A 19685-nucleotide genomic window follows, 5' to 3' on the forward strand; every position below is an offset into this window, starting at 1 on the left:
GATGTTTAAACTGCGGGCAGTTATTCCTTGTCCGGGTAGTCTCAATGGAACTCCTTCTTCTTGTCTGGCGGCAGTATCGCTGGCCATTTATCGGCGTGATGGCGCTCAGCCTCGCCAGCGCCGCGTTAGGTATCGGGCTGATTGCCTTTATTAATCAGCGGCTGATCGAAACGGCGGATACGTCGCTCCTGGTGTTACCGGAATTCCTCGGTTTATTACTGTTGCTGATGGCGGTAACGCTGGGTTCGCAGCTGGCGTTAACCACCCTCGGCCATCACTTTGTCTATCGTCTGCGCAGTGAGTTCATCAAGCGTATTCTGGATACCCACGTCGAGCGCATCGAACAGCTCGGTAGCGCGTCGTTGCTGGCCGGACTGACCAGCGATATCCGTAACATTACTATCGCTTTTGTGCGTCTGCCGGAGCTGGTACAGGGGATTATCCTCACCGTGGGGTCCGCGGCATATCTGGCAACGCTGTCGACCAAAATGCTGCTGGTGACCGCAATCTGGATGGCGATCACCATCTGGGGCGGATTCGTGCTTGTTGCGCGGGTCTACCGACATATGGCGACGCTGCGTGAGACGGAAGATAAGCTGTACAACGACTATCAGACGGTGCTGGAAGGGCGCAAGGAGCTGACCCTTAACCGCGAGCGGGCCGAACAGATCTTTAATCATCTGTACGTGCCGGACGCGCGGGAGTATCGCCACCATATTATTCGCGCCGATACGTTCCATCTGAGTGCAGTGAACTGGTCGAATATTATGATGCTCGGCGCCATTGGCCTGGTATTCTGGATGGCGAATAGTCTTGGCTGGGCGGATACCAACGTCGCGGCCACGTATTCGCTGACGCTGCTGTTCCTGCGTACGCCGCTGCTGTCGGCGGTAGGGGCATTGCCGACGCTGCTGACGGCTCAGGTGGCCTTTAACAAGCTGAACACATTCGCGCTGGCGCCGTTCAGAGCGGAATTTCCCCGCCCGCAGGCGTTCGCGGACTGGAAAACCCTCGAACTGCGCGACGTCACCTTTCACTATCAGGACAACGCCTTTGCCGTGGGGCCAGTGAACCTTACCCTTCATCGCGGCGAACTGCTGTTTTTGATCGGCGGTAACGGCAGCGGCAAGTCGACGCTGGCGATGTTGCTGACGGGGCTGTACCAGCCGCAGTCCGGCGAAATTCTGCTCGACGGCAAGCCACTATCCGCAGAGAAACCGGAAGATTACCGTAAGCTGTTTTCGGCGGTATTTACCGACGTCTGGTTGTTTGATCAACTGCTTGGTCCGGAAGGCAAACCGGCAGATCCGGCGCTGGTTGAGAAGTGGCTCGCGCACCTGAAAATGGCGCACAAGCTGGAATTGCGCGACGGGCGGATCCTGAATCTTAAACTGTCAAAAGGGCAAAAAAAGCGCGTGGCGCTGCTGCTGGCGCTGGCGGAAGAGCGGGACATCATTCTGCTTGATGAATGGGCGGCTGACCAGGACCCGCACTTTCGCCGCGAATTTTATCAGGTGCTGCTGCCGCTGATGCAGGAGATGGGGAAAACCATTTTCGCCATTAGCCACGACGATCACTACTTTGTACACGCCGACCGCCTGCTGGAAATGCGTAACGGTCAACTGAGCGAGCTGGTGGGCGCTGAGCGCGACGCTGCGTCGCGTGATGCGGTGGCGCGTACCGCCTGAAGCTGACAACCGTTCGCCCGATGGCCCTGCGCACATCGGGTGAGCGGATTGTCGTCTGCCGTTTTTTTATCCGTCCGCTAATGCCGTTTATTGTTATTTACATCATCTCGCACCATGCTTAATGGCAACTCATATCATGGATTTATGATTAATGTCTGTAAAAACCAAAAACAGCGCAAGGCTGCGCGATGAAGAACGTGCGCGCCTGATCTGGCTTCTCACGACCGACAAAGCGGTCGTTTCCACCTTACTGGGCAAACTCACCCTGGCTGAGCAATATGATGTCGGTACGCTTGCCGACGATATTGCTGAGGTAGGCGCTCTGGTCGCCCATCTGCCGCCGCCGGATTTGGCGGATACCCTTGAAGCGCTGCCATCAGAGGAACGCCACGCGCTGTGGCACCTGGTTGATAAGGCAAAGCGCGGTTACGTGCTGCTCGAAGCGTCGGAAAGCGTCTGGGATGACCTGATCGACGAAATGACCGACAGGGAACTGCTCGATGCCCTGCAATATCTGGACATTGACGAACAGATCTATCTGGTGCAACACCTGCCGAGAAACCTGACCGGACGACTGCTGGCGTCATTACCGGCGGACGAGCGCGCCCGCGTGCGCCAGGTGATGCATTACGAAAAGAACCGCGTCGGCGCGATCATGGAGTTCGAGGTCATTACCGTGCGTCCCGACGTGACTCTGCAGGCGGTGCAGCGTTATTTGCGTCGGCTGGGCAAGATGCCTGAGAACACCGACAAACTGTTCGTCACCCGTCGCGATAAAACGCTGGTTGGGGAGTTGTCCCTGACCTGCATTTTACTCAACGACGTACAGCGCCAGGTCAGCGAGGTCATGGATAACGATCCCCTGACCTTTGAGCCGGAAGATATCGCGGAAAACGCGGCGCGCACGTTTGAACGTGACAACCTGGTCAGCGCGGCGGTGGTGGATCCCGCCGGCAAGCTGATGGGGCGCTTAACCATTGATGAGATCGTCGACGTGGTGTACGAAGAAACCGACAGCGATCTCCGGCGGATGGGGGGGCTGAGCGCCGAGGAAGATGTCTTTGCCCCAGTGCCGAAAGCGGTAAAAACGCGCTGGGCGTGGTTGGCTGTCAACCTCTGTACGGCGTTCATCGCCTCGCGGGTCATCGATGGGTTTGAACATACCATCTCGCAGCTGGTGGCGCTGGCCTCGCTGATGCCTATCGTTGCCGGGATAGGCGGTAATACCGGCAATCAGACCATCACCATGATCGTCCGCGCGCTGGCGTTGCAGAACATTCAGCCCGGTAACCTGAGCTTTTTGATCCTGCGTGAAATGGGCGTCGCGCTGGTGAATGGTCTCGTCTGGGGCGGGATTATGGGCGGCATCACCTGGTGGTTGTATGACGACATGGCGCTCGGCGGCGTGATGACCCTGGCGATGGTGCTCAACCTGCTGGTGGCGGCGCTGATGGGGGTCATCATCCCTATGACGATGGTCAGGCTCGGGCGCGACCCGGCGGTCGGCTCGAGCGTCATGATTACCGCGATTACCGATACCGGCGGCTTCTTTATTTTTCTTGGGCTGGCGACGCTGTTTCTTCTGTAGCGCGTTTTTTACTTCTGATAACGCGCGGAAACAGGCCCATCGCCAGCACACCGGCAACCACGCCAATCGCCAGGTTGTCGGTAGAAACCGTTGCGCCCACGGTGACCAGCATCACCAGCGTTTCTGTGACGGGCAGAGTTGACAGCGTGCTGGGCTGAATGCTGTGCCAGCTAAAGGTTTTTACCGCCACAATCACCATGATCCCCGCCAGCACCGACATGGGGATTTTTGCCATCACCTCGCTCAGAGCCGTAACCAGCAGAAGCAACACCACACCCGCGGCGAAAGTCGATACGCGGCTGCGTCCTTTCCCCATCTCAACGTTGACAATGGTCTGGCCGATCATCGCGCAGCCTGCGATCCCGCCGTAAAAACCGGCGCAGATATTGGCGATGCCCAGACCGGCGCTTTCGCGATTTTTGTTTGACGGCGTGACCGTCAGGTCGTCGACCAGCTTCGCGGTCAGCAGCGACTCCATCAGACCGACAAACGCGATGCTCAGCGCGCACGGCCAGATAATGGTCAGCGTATCCAGATTCAGCGGCACCCGCAGTTGCGTCAGTCCGGGGAGTCCGCCGCTCATTGAGCCTTCATCGCCCACCGTCGGCAGGATCTGACCGGTGGTCACCGTAAACACCGTCAATAACACAATGGCGATCAGCGGCGCGGGAACGCTTTTGATAAACCGCGGCGCCCACAGCACGATCAACAGCGTCAGGGCAAACAATCCCCAGATTAACGGGCTTTTACTCCAGAAATGGGGAACCTGGGCGAAGAAAATTAAAATACCGAGGGCGTTGACAAAGCCGGTCATCACCGCAGAGGGGATAAAGCGCATCAGACGCGCCATACCGGTCACGCCGAACAGGATTTGAATCAACCCGGCCAGAATGACCGCAGGCAGGATGTATCCCACGCCGTGCTGATGCACCATCGGACCAATTACCAGCGCCACGGAGCCCGCGGCGGCGGTTACCATCGCCGGCCGACCGCCGAGTACCGACATCGCCAGGCATAGCACCACCGAGGCGATCAGGCTGACTTTCGGATCAACGCCAGCGATAACGGAAAAGGAAATCACTTCGGGGATCAGCGCCAGCGCGGTGATCACGCCCGCCAGCGTTTCGCGCGCCAGCAGGCGTGGCGAGCGCATGACACCGCTGACGGTGTTGTCTGCCGCGACGGCAGAAGAAGGGGTTACAGACATAAATACTCTCAGGTCGGAAATGGCCTGATAACAGCAGACCGACTGGCGTCCGTGCGATGGAAACAAAGCGTCGCATAGTACCTGCCTGGCGCGCGAGTTTCCAGAAAATCTTGTGAATATCCTTATAAAAAATCAACGTATTAATAACATCTTTAAAATCTTAATATAATTTATAAACAATATTTAAATCTTATTGTTGAAATGTTAACGTTGATGCCGCTCGATTTTCACCTGCAAAAAGCAAAAAAACGATACTAAAAGTAAGGCATTACAATATGAAAAAAGTGACTGCCATGCTCTTCTCAATGGCCGTGGGGCTGAATGCTGTCTCTATGGCGGCAAAAGCGAAAGCGACGGAAGAGCAGGAAACGGACGTGCTGCTGATTGGCGGCGGCATCATGAGCGCCACATTAGGAACCTATCTGCAAGAACTGGAACCTGACTGGTCGATGACCATGGTGGAACGCCTTGACGGCGTGGCGCAGGAAAGCTCGAACGGCTGGAATAACGCCGGCACCGGGCACTCGGCGCTGATGGAGTTGAACTATACGCCTAAGAAAGCCGACGGCAGCATCAGTACCGAAAAGGCAGTCGAAATTAATGAGGCCTTCCAGATTTCCCGTCAGTTCTGGGCGCATCAGGTGAAGAACAACGTTCTGCACGATCCGCGCTCCTTTATCACCACCGTCCCGCACATGAGCTTTGTCTGGGGAGATGAGAACGTCAACTTCCTGCGTGCCCGCTACGCCGCGCTACAGCAGAGCACGCTGTTCCGTGGAATGCGCTATTCCGAAGATCATGCGCAGATTAAAGAGTGGGCGCCGCTGGTGATGGAAGGGCGCGACCCGAACCAGAAAGTGGCCGCCACGCGTACCGAAATTGGTACGGACGTCAACTATGGTGAAATCACGCGACAGCTGGTGGCCTCGCTGCAGAAAAAGCCTAACTTTGCGCTGGAGCTGAATACAGAAGTGCGCGGCTTTAAACGCAACAGCGACAACACCTGGACGGTTACCGTCGCGGATCTGAAAAAGGGTGAAGCGGAACATCAGATTAAAGCGAAGTTTGTCTTTATTGGCGCAGGCGGTGCGGCGCTGAAGCTGCTGCAGGAAACCGGTATTCCTGAAGCTAAAGACTATGCTGGTTTCCCGGTGGGCGGCCAGTTCCTGGTTGCGGAGAATCCGGACGTGGTGAATCGCCACCTGGCGAAAGTATACGGTCAGGCTTCCGTTGGCGCACCGCCGATGTCCGTCCCGCATATCGATACCCGCGTGCTGGACGGTAAGCGCGTTGTGCTGTTCGGGCCGTTCGCCACTTTCTCGACAAAATTCCTGAAAAACGGCTCGCTGTGGGATCTGCTAAGCTCCACCACCACCTCGAACTTTATGCCGATGGTGAACGTTGGAATGGATAACTTCGATCTGGTGAAATACCTGATTAGCCAGGTGATGCTGAGCGATGACGATCGATTTGAGGCACTAAAAGCGTATTATCCGCAGGCTAAAAAAGAAGACTGGCGTCTGTGGCAGGCGGGCCAGCGCGTGCAGATCATCAAGCGTGATGAAGACAAAGGTGGCGTGCTGCGTCTGGGCACCGAAGTGGTGAGCGATAAAGAAGGAACCGTTGCGGCGCTGTTAGGCGCATCGCCGGGCGCCTCCACCGCAGCACCGATCATGCTGCACCTGATGGAAACGGTATTTAAAGACAAGGTGGCGACTCCGGAATGGCAGGCGAAGCTGAAGACGATTATTCCGTCTTATGGCACGAAACTGAACGGAAATGTGGCGGCAACGGAGCAGGAATTGCAGTACACCAGCGAAGTGCTTGGTCTGAAATACGATACGCCGCAGGCCGCGGACGTCGCGCCGAAACCCCAGCTAAAACCGCAGGCGCAACCGCAGCCCGCGCGTAAAGAAGTGGCGGATATCGCGCTTTAATCCCGAGTCGCGGTTGGCGGCACCGCCTCATCCGGCCTGCAACGAAAATCCGTAGGCCGGATGAGGCGGTGCCGCCAGCCGATAAACCGTGCCTTAACGCGCTACCGCATCCTGAATTTTCTCTTCCGCTTTCCAGATACGGTACTTCACGTCGACGTTCGCCGGGGTATAGACCACGATCGGCAGTTTGCTGTTATAGCGCAGCATCCCGTCGTCGCCCAGATAAGCGGTAACAAATTTTTTCTCTTTCTTACCGTCCGGGCAGGCCATCATAGTGGAAACCGGCGAGGTGAGTTTATCAAACACATAATAGTCATAGCCCCAGCCTTCCAGCGTCTTGCTGTCCAGTTCGCCGCCCAGGCGGTGCTGATTGCAGTCGACTTCCAGCGTCTGGCCAATCAGCAGTTCTACTTTCAGGGTAGATTCGTCTTCCTGATGGGGTAGCTGAATCACCTGGCGCTTCATGCCTTTTTCCGCCAGTGGATACGGCGCGATTTTTTCCAGTGGCTGTGGGCTGCTCTCCGTTGAGGCCGCCCAGGTGGCGGTACTGGCGAAGGCAGCGAACAGAACGGCAGGGACCATTGTCTTCATTTTTAAGTTCACAGGAGTTCCTTTTATGTCTTATGAACGGTTTTATGGTCAGGCTAACACATTTCTTTAATCAATAACTTCAGCTTTACGTATTTTTAAAGTGTATTAACTCTTTGTTTAGTTTTAGAGTGGTGATTTATTCTGATTAATTCAGTGTGTATACGATAAATCGCTATCATGAATTGTTGTTGTATAAAGTATTATATAACCCTTTGATTTGTGCGCAGAAGCACATTCTGACAAGCTTCTTTAACACTCTTTTGATCCGACCACCTGTTTTACCCCGATTGGGGTATGCACCTCTGACACATCCTTTAATATCTTAGCCAACATAATAATGACGTAGTTGTAATGCGGTTTTTATTGTCGTTCACCCCGCCTGGGGGAGCGTCGTTTATGGAAGGGCGATGCCATGGTTGATCTATCCCGTCGAGGCATACTGACAGGCAGTTGGCGCAGCGCCAGCAGCGGGATCCGTCCGCCGTGGAGCAGGGAAGAATCTCATTTTCTGTCTCATTGCACCCGCTGCGATGCCTGTGTCCAGGCGTGTGAAAACGACGTCCTGCATCGCGGCGCGGGCGGCTATCCGAGCGTTAATTTCAAACAAAACGAATGCAGCTTCTGCTATGCGTGCGCGCAGGCCTGCCCCGAATCTCTCTTTCTTCCGCGCCACACCAGGGCATGGGATCTGATTTTCACTCTCGGGCAAGGCTGTCTGGCGTACCAGTCGGTAGAATGCCGCCGCTGTCAGGATAGCTGCGAGCCTCAGGCGATTACCTTTCACCCGACGCTGTCCGGCATATATCAACCGCAGCTCGACAATCTGGCCTGTAACGGATGCGGCGCGTGTGCCGCCAGTTGTCCGGTGTCAGCCATTACCGCGGAGTACAACCATGCACACTAACTGGCAGGTCTGCAGCCTGATTGTTCAGGCCAAAGGCGAACATTTACAGGATATCAGCGCGCGGGTGAATGCCTTTTCGGGTTGCGAAGTGGCGGTCAGTGACACCGAAAGCGGTCAGCTGATTGTGGTCGTCGAAGCAGAACACAGTGAAACGCTGATGCAAACAATTGAGTCGGTACGCAACGTTGCGGGCGTGCTGGCGGTGTCGCTGGTTTATCACCAGCAGGAAGAGCAAGGTGAGGAAACACCATGAAACTCAGTCGTCGTAGCTTTATGAAAGCTAACGCCGTTGCGGCCGCTGCGGCGGCTGCCGGGCTAAGCGTGCCGGGCGTCGCCCGCGCAGTTGTGGGTCAGCAGGAAGCCATTAAATGGGATAAAGCGCCCTGCCGTTTTTGCGGTACGGGCTGTGGCGTTCTGGTGGGAACCCAGCAGGGGCGTATCGTCGCCTGTCAGGGCGACCCGGACGCGCCGGTTAACCGTGGTCTGAACTGCATCAAGGGCTACTTTCTGCCCAAAATCATGTACGGCGATGATCGTTTAACGCAGCCGTTGCTGCGCATGAAAGACGGAAAATACAGCAAAGACGGCGAATTTACGCCGATCAGCTGGGATCAGGCTTTCGATGTGATGGAAGAAAAATTCAAAACCTCACTGAAAGAGAAAGGTCCGGAGTCTATCGGTATGTTTGGTTCCGGTCAGTGGACCATCTGGGAAGGCTACGCCGCGGCGAAACTGTTTAAAGCCGGTTTCCGCTCGAACAACATCGATCCAAACGCCCGCCATTGTATGGCGTCGGCGGTGGTTGGTTTTATGCGCACCTTCGGGATGGATGAACCGATGGGCTGCTACGACGATATTGAGCACACCGACGCTTTCGTGCTGTGGGGCGCCAACATGGCGGAGATGCACCCGATCCTCTGGTCACGCATCACCAACCGTCGTCTGTCCGATCCGAACGTGACCGTCGCCGTACTGTCCACCTTCCAGCATCGTAGCTTTGAGCTGGCGGACAACGGCATGATCTTCACTCCGCAGACTGACCTGGTGATCCTCAACTACATCGCGAACTACATCATTCAGAACAACGCGATTAACCAGGATTTCTTCAGTAAACACGTCAACGTGCGCAAAGGGGTGACCGATATTGGTTACGGCCTGCGTCCGACCCATCCGCTGGAGAAAGCGGCGAAGAACCCCGGCTCCGACGCCTCCGAACCGATGAGCTTTGAAGATTACAAAGCCTTTGTTGCGGAATACACGCTGGACAAGACCGCCGAAATGACCGGCGTGCCCAAAGATCAGCTGGAAAAACTGGCGCAGCTGTACGCCGATCCGAATAAAAAAGTGATCTCCTACTGGACGATGGGCTTCAACCAGCATACCCGCGGCGTGTGGGCCAACAACCTGGTGTACAACATTCACCTGTTGACCGGCAAAATCGCCCAGCCGGGTTGCGGACCGTTCTCGCTGACCGGTCAGCCTTCCGCCTGTGGTACCGCGCGTGAAGTGGGGACGTTCTCTCACCGTCTACCGGCGGACATGGTGGTGACCAACGAAAAACACCGCGATATCTGTGAGAAGCACTGGAATATCCCGGCGGGGACGATTCCGGCGAAGGTGGGGCTTCACGCTGTCGCTCAGGACCGGGCGTTGAAAGACGGTAAGCTTAACGTCTACTGGACAATGTGTACCAACAATATGCAGGCCGGTCCGAACATCAATGAAGAGCGTATGCCTGGCTGGCGCGATCCGCGCAACTTTATCATTGTCTCCGATCCGTATCCGACCGTCAGTGCGCTGGCCGCCGACCTGATCCTGCCCACTGCGATGTGGGTGGAAAAAGAGGGGGCTTACGGCAACGCCGAGCGTCGCACCCAGTTCTGGCGTCAGCAAATTAAAGCGCCGGGAGAGGCCAAATCCGACCTGTGGCAACTGGTGCAGTTCTCGCGCCGTTTCAAAACCGAGGAGGTGTGGCCGGAAGAACTGCTGGCGAAGAAACCGGAACTGCGCGGTAAAACGCTGTACGACGTGCTGTTTGCCACCCCGGCGGTCACGAAGTTCCCGGTGGCGGAGCTGAAAGAGGATCAGCTTAACGATGAGTCCCGCGAGCTGGGCTTCTATCTGCAAAAAGGGCTGTTCGAAGAATACGCGTGGTTTGGACGCGGTCACGGTCACGATCTGGCCCCGTTCGACGATTATCACAAGGCGCGGGGGCTGCGCTGGCCGGTAGTGGACGGCAAAGAGACGCAGTGGCGCTACAGCGAAGGCCATGACCCGTACGTGAAGGCGGGCGAGGGCTACAAATTCTATGGCAAGCCAGACGGCAAAGCGGTGATCTTCGCGCTGCCGTTTGAGCCAGCCGCCGAATCGCCTGACAAAGAGTATGACCTGTGGCTCTCAACCGGCCGCGTACTGGAGCACTGGCATACCGGCAGTATGACCCGCCGCGTGCCGGAATTGCACCGCGCGTTCCCGGAAGCGGTGCTGTTTATCCATCCGTTGGATGCGAAAGCCCGCGATCTGCGTCGTGGCGACAAAGTGAAGGTGATCTCCCGTCGTGGCGAGGTTGTCTCGATTGTCGAAACCCGTGGACGTAACCGTCCGCCGCAGGGGCTGGTGTACATGCCGTTCTTCGACGCCGCGCAGCTGGTGAACAACCTGACGCTGGATGCGACGGATCCGCTCTCTAAAGAGACGGATTTCAAGAAGTGCGCCGTGAAACTGGCGAAGGTGTAAGCCATCATGTCCCGGTCAGCGAAACCGCAAAATGGCCGCCGCCGCTTTCTGCGCGACGTGGTTCGCACAGCGGGCGGGCTGGCAGCTGTAGGCGTGGCGCTGGGGCTGCAACAGCAGACCGCGCGAGCCACAGGCGTGCGGCTGCGCCCGCCCGGCGTGCTGAGCGAAAACGCGTTCGCCAGCGCCTGCGTGCGCTGCGGGCAGTGCGTACAGGCGTGTCCGTACGACACCTTAAAGCTGGCGACGCTGGCGTCGGGTTTGTCGGCGGGAACACCCTATTTTGTTGCCCGCGATATTCCCTGCGAAATGTGCGAAGACATTCCGTGCGCCAGGGTCTGCCCCAGTGGAGCGCTGGATAAAGACATCGAATCCATTGATGACTCGCGCATGGGGCTGGCGGTGCTGTTGGATCAGGAAAACTGCCTGAACTTTCAGGGACTGCGTTGCGACGTCTGTTATCGCGAGTGCCCGAAAATCGACGAGGCCATCACGCTGGAGCTGGATCGCAATATGCGTACCGGCAAGCATGCGCGATTTCTTCCCACCGTTCACAGCGACGCCTGTACCGGCTGCGGTAAGTGCGAAAAAGTCTGCGTCCTGGAACAGCCCGCCATCAAGGTGCTGCCGCTGTCGTTGGCGAAAGGGGAGTTAGGCCACCATTACCGCTTCGGTTGGCTGGAGGGGAACGATGGCAAATCGTAAACGTGACGCCGGGCGCGAAGCGCTGGCGAAAAAAGGCTGGTGGCGCAGTCACCGTTGGCTGGTGCTTCGCCGCCTCAGCCAGTTTGCGGTGCTGGGCATGTTTCTTAGCGGACCGTGGTTTGGGGTGTGGATCCTGCATGGCAACTACTCCGGTAGCCTGTTGCTGGACACCATCCCGCTGACCGATCCGCTGATGACCCTGCAAAGCCTGGCGAGCGGTCATCTGCCCGCAGCGCTGGCGCTGACCGGGGCGGTGATTATTGCCCTGCTGTACGCCCTGGCAGGAAAGCGATTGTTTTGCAGTTGGGTCTGTCCGCTGAATCCCGTGACCGATTTTGCGGCCTGGCTGCGCAGAAGATTTGACCTGAATCAGTCCGCAACGCTGCCGCGTCATATACGGTACGTGCTGCTGGTTGTGGTCCTGGTTGGATCGGCCCTGACCGGAACGCTGCTGTGGGAATGGATCAACCCCGTCTCCCTGATGGGGCGTAGCCTGGTGATGGGCTTTGGTAGCGGCGCACTGCTGATTATCGCTCTGTTTTTGTTTGATTTACTGGTCGTTGAACACGGCTGGTGCGGACATCTCTGTCCTTTAGGCGCGCTGTATGGCGTGCTGGGTAGCAAAGGCGCATTAACCGTTGCGGCGACTGACCGACAGAAATGTAACCGCTGTATGGACTGTTTTCATGTTTGCCCGGAACCGCATGTGCTACGTGCCCCGGTGCTGGATGAGCAAAGCCCGGTGCAGGTCACCAGTCGCGATTGCATGACCTGCGGTCGCTGCGTGGATGTCTGTTCTGAGGATGTATTTACAATAACTACACGATGGAGTTCGGGAGCGAAATCATGAAAAGCCATGACCTGAAGAAAGCGCTGTGTCAATGGACGGCCCTGCTTGCCCTGGTAGTCAGCGGCGCGGTCTGGGCGGCAAACGGAGTGGATTTTAGCCAGTCGCCGGAAGTGTCCGGTACGCAGGAAGGGGCGATTCGCATGCCGAAAGAGCAGGAGCGTATGCCGCTGAATTATGTCAACCAGCCGCCGATGATTCCCCATAGCGTCGAGGGTTATCAGGTGACCACTAACACTAACCGCTGTCTGCAATGCCACGGCGTAGAAAGCTATCGCACCACTGGCGCGCCGCGCATCAGCCCGACGCACTTTATGGACAGCGACGGTAAAGTGCTGGCGGAAGTGGCGCCGCGTCGTTATTTCTGCTTGCAGTGTCACGTCCCGCAGGCCGATGCCGCGCCGATTGTTGGCAACAGCTTTACGCCATCCAAAGGTTACGGAAAATAAGAGGTCGTTATGGAAAATGCTAACCGTAAACCTGGCCGGATTAAGCGCCTCTGGCAATGGTGGCGTCGCCCCAGTCGCCTGGCGCTGGGCACGCTGCTGTTAATCGGGTTCGTTGGCGGCATTATTTTCTGGGGTGGATTCAACACCGGGATGGAAAAAGCCAACACCGAAGCGTTCTGCATCAGCTGCCACGAAATGCGTAACACAGTGTACCAGGAATACATGGAAACCGTGCACTACAACAACCGCAGCGGTGTGCGCGCAACCTGTCCGGACTGCCATGTGCCGCACGAATGGGGACCGAAGATGATCCGCAAGATCAAGGCCAGCAAAGAGCTGTATGCCAAAGCGCTCGGCCTGATCGATACGCCGCAGAAATTCGAAGATCATCGTCTCACTATGGCGCAAAACGAATGGCGAAGAATGAAAGACAATAATTCGCAGGAGTGTCGCAATTGTCACAACTTCGAATTCATGGACTTAACTGCCCAAAAAGGCGTCGCGGCGAAAATGCACGACCAGGCGGTGAAAGACGGCCAAACCTGTATTGACTGCCATAAAGGGATTGCCCACAAGCTTCCCGATATGCGCGACGTTAAGCCGGGCTTCTGACGGGATGGTAATGAGTGGGTAGTATGCTTGAAGCCAGAAAGTTGCTCTGCGAACGGGATGAGCGGATCTTATTCAGCGATTTGTCATTCCGGGTCAACGCGGGTGAGTGGATACAAATCACCGGGCGCAACGGCGCGGGGAAAACAACCCTGCTGCGGTTGCTGACGGGGCTTGCTCGCCCCGACGCCGGGGAGGTGTGCTGGCAAGGGCAACCGCTGCATCGTGTGCGGGACAGCTACCATCAAAATTTGTTGTGGATTGGACATCAGCCGGGCATAAAAACCCGGCTGACGGCGTTGGAGAACCTGCGCTTTTTCCATCAGGACGGCGACACCGCGCAGTGCCTGGCGGCATTGGCGCAGGCTGGTCTTGCCGGATACGAAGATCTTCCCGTTAATCAACTTTCTGCCGGTCAGCAGCGCCGGGTGGCGTTAGCGCGCTTGTGGTTGACCCACGCCCGGCTGTGGATCCTCGACGAACCTTTTACCGCGATCGATGTGAACGGCGTTGAACGCCTGACGCAGCGCATGGCGCAACATACCGACCAGGGGGGGATGGTTCTCCTCACCACTCACCAGCCGCTGAACGTCGCCGCAGATCGCATTCGTCGCATCGCGCTTAACGCCGTGAGGGAAGCGTTATGATGTGGCGTATTTTCCGGCAAGAGCTGCGCGTCGCGTTTCGCCATAGCGCGGAAATCGCCAACCCGCTGTGGTTCTTCCTGATCGTTATCACGCTGTTTCCCCTGAGCATCGGCCCCGAGCCACAGCTGCTGGCGCGTATTGCCCCTGGCATTATCTGGGTCGCCGCACTGCTGGCCTCACTGCTGGCGCTGGAGCGACTGTTTCGCGACGACCTGCAGGACGGCAGCCTTGAACAACTGATGTTGCTGCCGCTCCCCCTGCCAGTGGTGGTGCTGGCGAAAGTGCTGGCCCACTGGGTGGTGACGGGCTTACCGCTGTTGATCCTTTCTCCGTTAGTGGCGCTGCTGCTGGGCATGGACATTTACGGCTGGAAAATTATGGCGCTGACGCTCTTGCTGGGAACGCCGACGCTGAGCTTTCTCGGTGCGCCGGGGGTGGGGCTCACGGTCGGGCTGAAGCGCGGCGGCGTGTTGCTGAGCGTGCTGGTGCTGCCCTTGACCATTCCCCTGCTGATTTTTGCGACCGCCGCTATGGACGCGGCGTCAATGCATTTACCGGTCGACGGTTACATGGCGATTTTAGGCGCGCTATTGGCGGGAAGCGCGACGTTGAGTCCGTTTGCGACAGCGGCGGCGTTACGTATCAGCGTGCAGTAGACCGGTACAGGCTGTAGGCCGGAGAAGGCGAAGCCGCCCCCCGGCGCCACGGAATTTCATTGGTTTAGAGAGGTCTGGTGACTTATATGTGGAAAACACTTCATCAACTGGCAATGCCCCCACGGCTGTATCAGATCTGCGGCTGGTTCGTCCCGTGGCTGGCCGTCGCCAGCGTCATCGTCCTGGCGACCGGCTGGATTTGGGGATTCGGCTTTGCCCCTGCGGATTATCAACAGGGGCAGAGCTACCGCATTATTTATCTGCACGTTCCGGCGGCGATCTGGTCGATGGGGATATACGCCGCCATGGCGGTAGCGGCGTTTATCGGTCTGGTCTGGCAGTTGAAAATGGCAAACCTGGCGCTGGCCGCGATGGCGCCGATTGGCGCGGTGTTCACCTTTATCGCCTTGGTGACTGGCTCCGCGTGGGGCAAACCCATGTGGGGCACCTGGTGGGTGTGGGACGCGCGGCTGACCTCTGAACTGGTGCTGCTGTTTCTCTATGTCGGCGCCATTGCGCTCTGGCACGCTTTTGACGATCGCAAGATGGCCGGGCGCGCGGCGGGGATCCTGGTGCTGATCGGCGTCGTTAACCTGCCCATCATCCATTACTCCGTGGAGTGGTGGAATACCTTACACCAGGGCTCGACCCGGATGCAGCAAAGCATTGACCCGGCGATGCGTACGCCGCTGCGCCTGGCAATTGTCGGCTATCTGCTGCTGTTTATCACGCTGACGCTGATGCGCATGCGTAACCTGATTCTGATGATGGAAAAACGCCGCCCGTGGGTGAGCGAACTGATTTTAAAAAGGGGCCGCCAATGACCACTGCATTTGCATCCTGGAGTGAATTTTTCGCCATGGGCGGCTACGCCTTTTATGTCTGGCTGGCCGTGGCGATGAGCGTGATTCCGCTGGCAGTATTGGTTGCGCATACCGCTACCCGGCAGCGAGCCATTTTGCGCGAGGTTGCCCAACAGCGGGCGCGTGAAGCGCGGATGCGCGCCGCCCAGACTCAGCAGGAGGCCGCGTGAATATTCGACGTCGAAACCGCTTATGGATAGCCTGCGGTGTGCTGGCAGGGCTGGCGCTGACCATTACGCTGGTGCTGTATGCGCTGCGTTCCAATATCGATCTGTTTTATACCCCCGGCGAGATCCTTTATGGCAAGCGAGAAACCCAGGAGATGCCGGAAGTTGGTCAGCGCCTGCGCGTCGGCGGCATGGTGATGCCCGGCAGCGTGAAGCGCGATCCGGACACCCTGAAGGTTAATTTCAGTATTTATGACGCTGAAGGCGTGGTGGATGTGAGCTACGAAGGCATACTCCCGGATCTGTTCCGTGAAGGGCAGGGCGTCGTGGTGCAGGGGGAACTCGGCGAGAAAAACCATATCCAGGCGAAAGAGGTGCTGGCGAAACATGACGAAAACTACACGCCGCCGGAAGTGGAGAAAGCGATGCAGGAAAACCATCGCCGCCCGGAAAGCGTGTATAAGGATGCGTCGTCATGATGCCTGAAATCGGCAATGCGCTGCTCTGCCTGGCGCTGGGTGTCGCGCTCCTGCTTTCCATATATCCATTATGGGGCGTGGCGCGTGGCGACGCGCGGATGATGGCCTCGGCGAGACCCTTTGCCTGGCTGCTGTTTATTCTGGTAATGGGCGCATTTTTGGTGCTGGTTAACGCTTTCGTGGTCAATGATTTCACCGTGATTTACGTTGCCAGCAACTCGAATACCCAACTGCCGGTGTGGTACCGGGTTGCCGCGACCTGGGGCGCCCACGAAGGCTCTCTGCTGCTGTGGGTGCTGCTGATGAGCGGCTGGACCTTCGCCGTGGCGCTGTTTTCGCAACGCATGCCGCTGGATATCGTCGCCCGCGTACTGGCGGTAATGGGGATGGTCAGCGTTGGCTTCCTGTTGTTTATACTCTTCACCTCCAACCCGTTTGCCCGCACGCTGCCCGATTTCCCCATTGAAGGGCGCGACCTGAACCCGCTGCTGCAAGATCCGGGGCTTATTTTCCATCCGCCGCTGTTGTATATGGGCTACGTCGGCTTCTCGGTGGCCTTTGCTTTTACCATTGCCGCGTTGTTGAGTGGCCGTCTGGACAGCACTTTCGCCCGCTTCTCGCGCCCGTGGACGCTCGCGGCGTGGGTGTTCCTGACGCTCGGCATTGTGCTCGGTTCGGCCTGGGCTTACTACGAACTTGGCTGGGGCGGCTGGTGGTTCTGGGACCCGGTAGAAAATGCGTCGTTTATGCCGTGGCTGGTGGGAACGGCGCTGATGCACTCGCTGGCGGTGACTGAACAGCGCGCCAGCTTTAAAGCGTGGACGCTGCTGCTTTCCATCAGCGCCTTTTCGCTCTGTTTGCTCGGCACCTTCCTTGTGCGCTCCGGGGTGCTGGTATCGGTACACGCCTTTGCCTCCGATCCGTCACGCGGTATGTTTATCCTCGCCTTTATGGTGCTGGTGATTGGCGGATCGCTGCTGCTGTTTGCTACCCGGGGGCACAAGGTTCGTTCACGGGTGAACAATGCGCTCTGGTCGCGTGAGTCGCTGCTGCTCGGTAACAACGTGCTGCTGATTGCCGCGATGTTAGTGGTGCTGTTAGGGACGCTGTTGCCGCTGGTGCATAAGCAACTGGGGCTGGGCAGTATTTCCATCGGCGAGCCGTTCTTTAATACCATGTTTACCTGGCTGATGGCGCCGTTTGCGCTGCTGCTGGGCATTGGACCGCTGGTGCGCTGGGGGCGGGATCGCCCGCGTAATCTGCAACGCCTGTTGGTCGTCGCCCTTGTCAGTACGTTGGCGCTCTCTTTCCTGCTGCCGTGGCTGTTTGAGGACAACATCGTCGCGATGACGGTGGTCGGGCTGGTGATGGCCTGCTGGGTGTTCGTGCTGGCGATCGCCGAGGTGGCGCAGCGCGTTACCCGCGGCACGAAAATGACGCCGGGCTACTGGGGGATGGTATTAGGGCACGTTGGCCTGGCGGTGACTATCGTGGGTATCGCGTTTAGCCAGAACTACAGCGTTGAGCGCGATGTACGCATGAAGGCGGGCGATAGCGTTGATATTCATGAATATCGCTTTACCTTCCGCGAAGTGAAAGAGATCACCGGACCAAACTACCGGGGCGGCGTAGCGATTATCGGCGTTACGCGGAACGGGAAGGCGGAAGCGACGCTGCATGCGGAAAAACGTTTTTACAACAGCACCCGTTCGATGATGACGGAAGCGGCAATTGACGGCGGGATCACCCGCGATCTTTACGCAGCGCTGGGTGAAGAGCTGGAAAACGGCGCATGGGCGGTACGCCTGTATTACAAACCGTTTATCCGCTGGATTTGGGCGGGCGGGCTGCTGATGGCGCTGGGCGGGCTGTTCTGCCTGTTCGATCCGCGCTACCGCAAGCGCAAGCAACCGCAAAACACGGCGCCGGAGGCAGTATGAAGCGCAACGTACTTTTAATCCCATTGATAATTTTTCTGCTGATTGCGGCGGCGTTGCTGTGGCAACTGGCGCGTAACGCCGAAGGGGATACGCCAACCAACCTTGAGTCGGCGCTGGTGGGTAAACCGGTGCCCACCTTCCGCCTTGAGTCGCTGGAGAACCCCGGCAAGCACTATGAAGCGGATGTCCTGACCCAGGGCAAACCGGTGCTGCTTAACGTCTGGGCAACATGGTGTCCGACTTGTCGCGCCGAGCATCAGTATCTGAATCAGCTGTCAGCGCAGGGTATTCGCGTGGTGGGCATGAACTATAAAGACGACCGACAGAAAGCGATCGCCTGGCTGAAAGAATTAGGAAATCCTTATGCCCTGAGCCTGTTTGACGGCGACGGGATGCTGGGACTGGATCTGGGCGTGTATGGCGCGCCGGAAACCTTCCTCATCGACGGTAACGGCATTATTCGCTATCGCCACGCCGGTGATTTGAACGCCCGGGTATGGGAAAGTGAGATCAAGCCGCTGTGGGAGAAGTACAGCAAGGAGGCCGCGCAATGAGGACTCTGTTAGGCGCGCTGATGCTGCTGCTTTCAGCGAACGCGCTGGCCACTATTGATGTCATGCAGTTTAAGGACGAGGCGCAGGAACAACAGTTTCGCCAGCTCACCGAGCAGCTTCGCTGTCCAAAATGCCAGAATAACAGCATTGCCGATTCCAACTCGATGATCGCGACCGATCTGCGCCAGAAGGTATATGAGCTGATGCAGGAAGGAAAAAGCCAGAAAGAGATCGTTGACTACATGGTGGCGCGCTACGGCAATTTTGTGACTTACGATCCGCCGCTGACGCCGTTGACCATCCTGCTGTGGGTGCTTCCTGTCGCGGCGATCGGCGCCGGAGGCTGGATAATTTACGCGCGCTCGCGTCGCCGGGTAAGGGTGAAACAGGACGCTTTTCCTGACGAGCAGCCTGCACAGGCGGGTAAGCGCGCCGGGTTTGGCGCGTATCTGCCGGGCATAGTGATTGCCCTGGCGGTTGGCGGCGTTAGCTATTATCAGACCGGAAACTTTCGTCAGGTACAAATCTGGCAGCAGGCGACGGCGCAAACGCCGGCACTGCTGGAACGTGCGCTGGATCCGAACGCCCAGCCTCTGAATGAAGAGGAGATGACCCGCCTGGCGCTGGGCCTGAGAACCCGCCTGCAGGATGATGGGGCAAATGTGGAAGGCTGGATCATGCTGGGGCGGATTGGCATGGTGTTAGGCAACGCCAGCACCGCGACCGAGGCCTATGCCAACGCGTATCGGCTGGATCCGAAGAACAGCGATGCCGCGCTTGGCTACGCCGAGGCGCTGACTCGTTCTTCCGATCCTGACGATAATCTGCGCGGCGGGGAACTGCTTCGACAGCTGGTGCGCAGCGACCATGCCAATGTTCGGGTACTGAGTATGTATGCCTTTAACGCCTTCGAGCAGCAGCGCTTTGGCGAAGCGGTGGCGGCCTGGGAAATGATGCTGAAACTGTTGCCCGCCAACGATACCCGCCGCGCGGTTATCGAACGCAGTATTGCGCAGGCGTTACAGCAGCTTTCGCCGCCGAAGGAGTAACCTTACGGCTGCCCGATGGCGTTACGCTTATCGGGCCTGAATGCCTGTGAGTGGTGGTCCGGATAAGACGCG

Annotated in this window: 20 protein-coding genes; 18 read left to right on the forward strand and 2 right to left on the reverse strand. The window is 57.7% G+C overall.

The features are described 5' to 3' along the window. The first annotated feature begins 44 nt into the window (after positions 1-44). Together HVX72_RS07170 and mgtE are read left to right on the forward strand one after the other, a co-directional pair. Positions 45-1688 carry a multidrug ABC transporter permease/ATP-binding protein gene (locus tag HVX72_RS07170; RefSeq protein ID WP_181822856.1) on the forward strand — a complete coding sequence of 548 codons (1644 nt, stop codon included), beginning with the start codon at positions 45-47 and terminating at the stop codon, positions 1686-1688. Between the two features lie 151 nt (positions 1689-1839). Next, positions 1840-3276, forward strand: coding sequence for a magnesium transporter (mgtE, locus tag HVX72_RS07175; RefSeq protein WP_042290555.1), 1437 nt, complete (start codon positions 1840-1842; stop codon positions 3274-3276). On the opposite strand, the gene HVX72_RS07180 is transcribed toward mgtE, so the two are convergent. Continuing rightward, the gene (locus HVX72_RS07180; RefSeq protein WP_060570140.1) at positions 3239-4483 is read right to left on the reverse strand and encodes a SulP family inorganic anion transporter; all 1245 of its coding nucleotides are present in this window, start codon (positions 4481-4483) and stop codon (positions 3239-3241) included. The genes mgtE and HVX72_RS07180 overlap by 38 nt on opposite strands. 275 nt (positions 4484-4758) lie before the next feature. Here HVX72_RS07180 and mqo point away from each other — a divergent pair, with 275 nt between their 5' ends. Continuing rightward, positions 4759-6420, forward strand: a complete 1662-nt coding sequence (mqo, locus tag HVX72_RS07185) for a malate dehydrogenase (quinone) (RefSeq protein ID WP_181822857.1) — start codon at positions 4759-4761, stop codon at positions 6418-6420. Positions 6421-6513: 93 nt separating this feature from the next. Here the strand turns inward: mqo and eco are convergent, their stop codons facing one another. Continuing rightward, positions 6514-7011, reverse strand: coding sequence for a serine protease inhibitor ecotin (gene eco / locus HVX72_RS07190; protein WP_181822858.1), 498 nt, complete (start codon positions 7009-7011; stop codon positions 6514-6516). A gap of 412 nt (positions 7012-7423) precedes the next feature. On the opposite strand from eco, the gene napF reads away from it, so the two are divergent. From napF to HVX72_RS07265, 15 genes are all read left to right on the forward strand, one after another. Then, a complete protein-coding gene (gene napF, locus HVX72_RS07195; protein ID WP_181822859.1) occupies positions 7424-7915 on the forward strand; it encodes a ferredoxin-type protein NapF in 492 nt (163 codons plus the stop codon). Then, positions 7905-8168, forward strand: a complete 264-nt coding sequence (napD, locus tag HVX72_RS07200; RefSeq protein ID WP_042290545.1) for a chaperone NapD — start codon at positions 7905-7907, stop codon at positions 8166-8168. The genes napF and napD overlap by 11 nt, the downstream gene beginning before the upstream one ends. After that, on the forward strand, positions 8165-10651 hold the full coding sequence (gene napA / locus HVX72_RS07205; RefSeq protein WP_042290541.1) for a nitrate reductase catalytic subunit NapA: 2487 nt from the start codon (positions 8165-8167) through the stop codon (positions 10649-10651). Before napD ends, napA begins: the two co-directional genes overlap by 4 nt. Positions 10652-10657: 6 nt before the next feature. Further along, positions 10658-11353, forward strand: a complete 696-nt coding sequence (gene napG, locus HVX72_RS07210) for a ferredoxin-type protein NapG (protein ID WP_181822860.1) — start codon at positions 10658-10660, stop codon at positions 11351-11353. Beyond that, positions 11340-12203 carry a quinol dehydrogenase ferredoxin subunit NapH gene (gene napH / locus HVX72_RS07215; protein WP_181822861.1) on the forward strand — a complete coding sequence of 288 codons (864 nt, stop codon included), beginning with the start codon at positions 11340-11342 and terminating at the stop codon, positions 12201-12203. The genes napG and napH overlap by 14 nt, the downstream gene beginning before the upstream one ends. Beyond that, positions 12200-12649 (forward strand): nitrate reductase cytochrome c-type subunit, encoded by a 450-nt coding sequence (gene napB, locus HVX72_RS07220; RefSeq protein ID WP_042290535.1) that lies wholly within the window; start codon positions 12200-12202, stop codon positions 12647-12649. The genes napH and napB overlap by 4 nt, the downstream gene beginning before the upstream one ends. Before the next feature lie 9 nt (positions 12650-12658). Further along, the gene (napC, locus tag HVX72_RS07225; protein ID WP_042290532.1) at positions 12659-13261 is read left to right on the forward strand and encodes a cytochrome c-type protein NapC; all 603 of its coding nucleotides are present in this window, start codon (positions 12659-12661) and stop codon (positions 13259-13261) included. 23 nt (positions 13262-13284) lie between these two features. After that, entirely contained in the window at positions 13285-13905 is a 621-nt protein-coding gene (gene ccmA / locus HVX72_RS07230; protein WP_181822862.1) for a cytochrome c biogenesis heme-transporting ATPase CcmA, read from the forward strand. Then, positions 13902-14561 (forward strand): heme exporter protein CcmB, encoded by a 660-nt coding sequence (ccmB, locus tag HVX72_RS07235; protein WP_181822863.1) that lies wholly within the window; start codon positions 13902-13904, stop codon positions 14559-14561. The genes ccmA and ccmB overlap by 4 nt, the downstream gene beginning before the upstream one ends. Positions 14562-14647: 86 nt before the next feature. Next, positions 14648-15385, forward strand: a complete 738-nt coding sequence (locus tag HVX72_RS07240; RefSeq protein ID WP_042290523.1) for a heme ABC transporter permease — start codon at positions 14648-14650, stop codon at positions 15383-15385. After that, positions 15382-15594, forward strand: a complete 213-nt coding sequence (gene ccmD / locus HVX72_RS07245; protein ID WP_042290520.1) for a heme exporter protein CcmD — start codon at positions 15382-15384, stop codon at positions 15592-15594. Before HVX72_RS07240 ends, ccmD begins: the two co-directional genes overlap by 4 nt. Continuing rightward, positions 15591-16070 carry a cytochrome c maturation protein CcmE gene (gene ccmE / locus HVX72_RS07250; RefSeq protein WP_042290518.1) on the forward strand — a complete coding sequence of 160 codons (480 nt, stop codon included), beginning with the start codon at positions 15591-15593 and terminating at the stop codon, positions 16068-16070. The genes ccmD and ccmE overlap by 4 nt, the downstream gene beginning before the upstream one ends. Then, positions 16067-18010, forward strand: coding sequence for a heme lyase CcmF/NrfE family subunit (locus HVX72_RS07255; RefSeq protein WP_181822864.1), 1944 nt, complete (start codon positions 16067-16069; stop codon positions 18008-18010). The genes ccmE and HVX72_RS07255 overlap by 4 nt, the downstream gene beginning before the upstream one ends. Continuing rightward, the gene (gene dsbE, locus HVX72_RS07260) at positions 18007-18564 is read left to right on the forward strand and encodes a thiol:disulfide interchange protein DsbE (protein ID WP_060570145.1); all 558 of its coding nucleotides are present in this window, start codon (positions 18007-18009) and stop codon (positions 18562-18564) included. Before HVX72_RS07255 ends, dsbE begins: the two co-directional genes overlap by 4 nt. Beyond that, the gene (locus HVX72_RS07265) at positions 18561-19613 is read left to right on the forward strand and encodes a cytochrome c-type biogenesis protein CcmH (protein WP_181822865.1); all 1053 of its coding nucleotides are present in this window, start codon (positions 18561-18563) and stop codon (positions 19611-19613) included. The genes dsbE and HVX72_RS07265 overlap by 4 nt, the downstream gene beginning before the upstream one ends. The last annotated feature ends 72 nt before the right edge of the window (positions 19614-19685 follow it).

Source organism: Citrobacter sp. RHB21-C05, assembly GCF_013889015.1.
Taxonomy (GTDB): domain Bacteria; phylum Pseudomonadota; class Gammaproteobacteria; order Enterobacterales; family Enterobacteriaceae; genus Citrobacter_A; species Citrobacter_A sedlakii.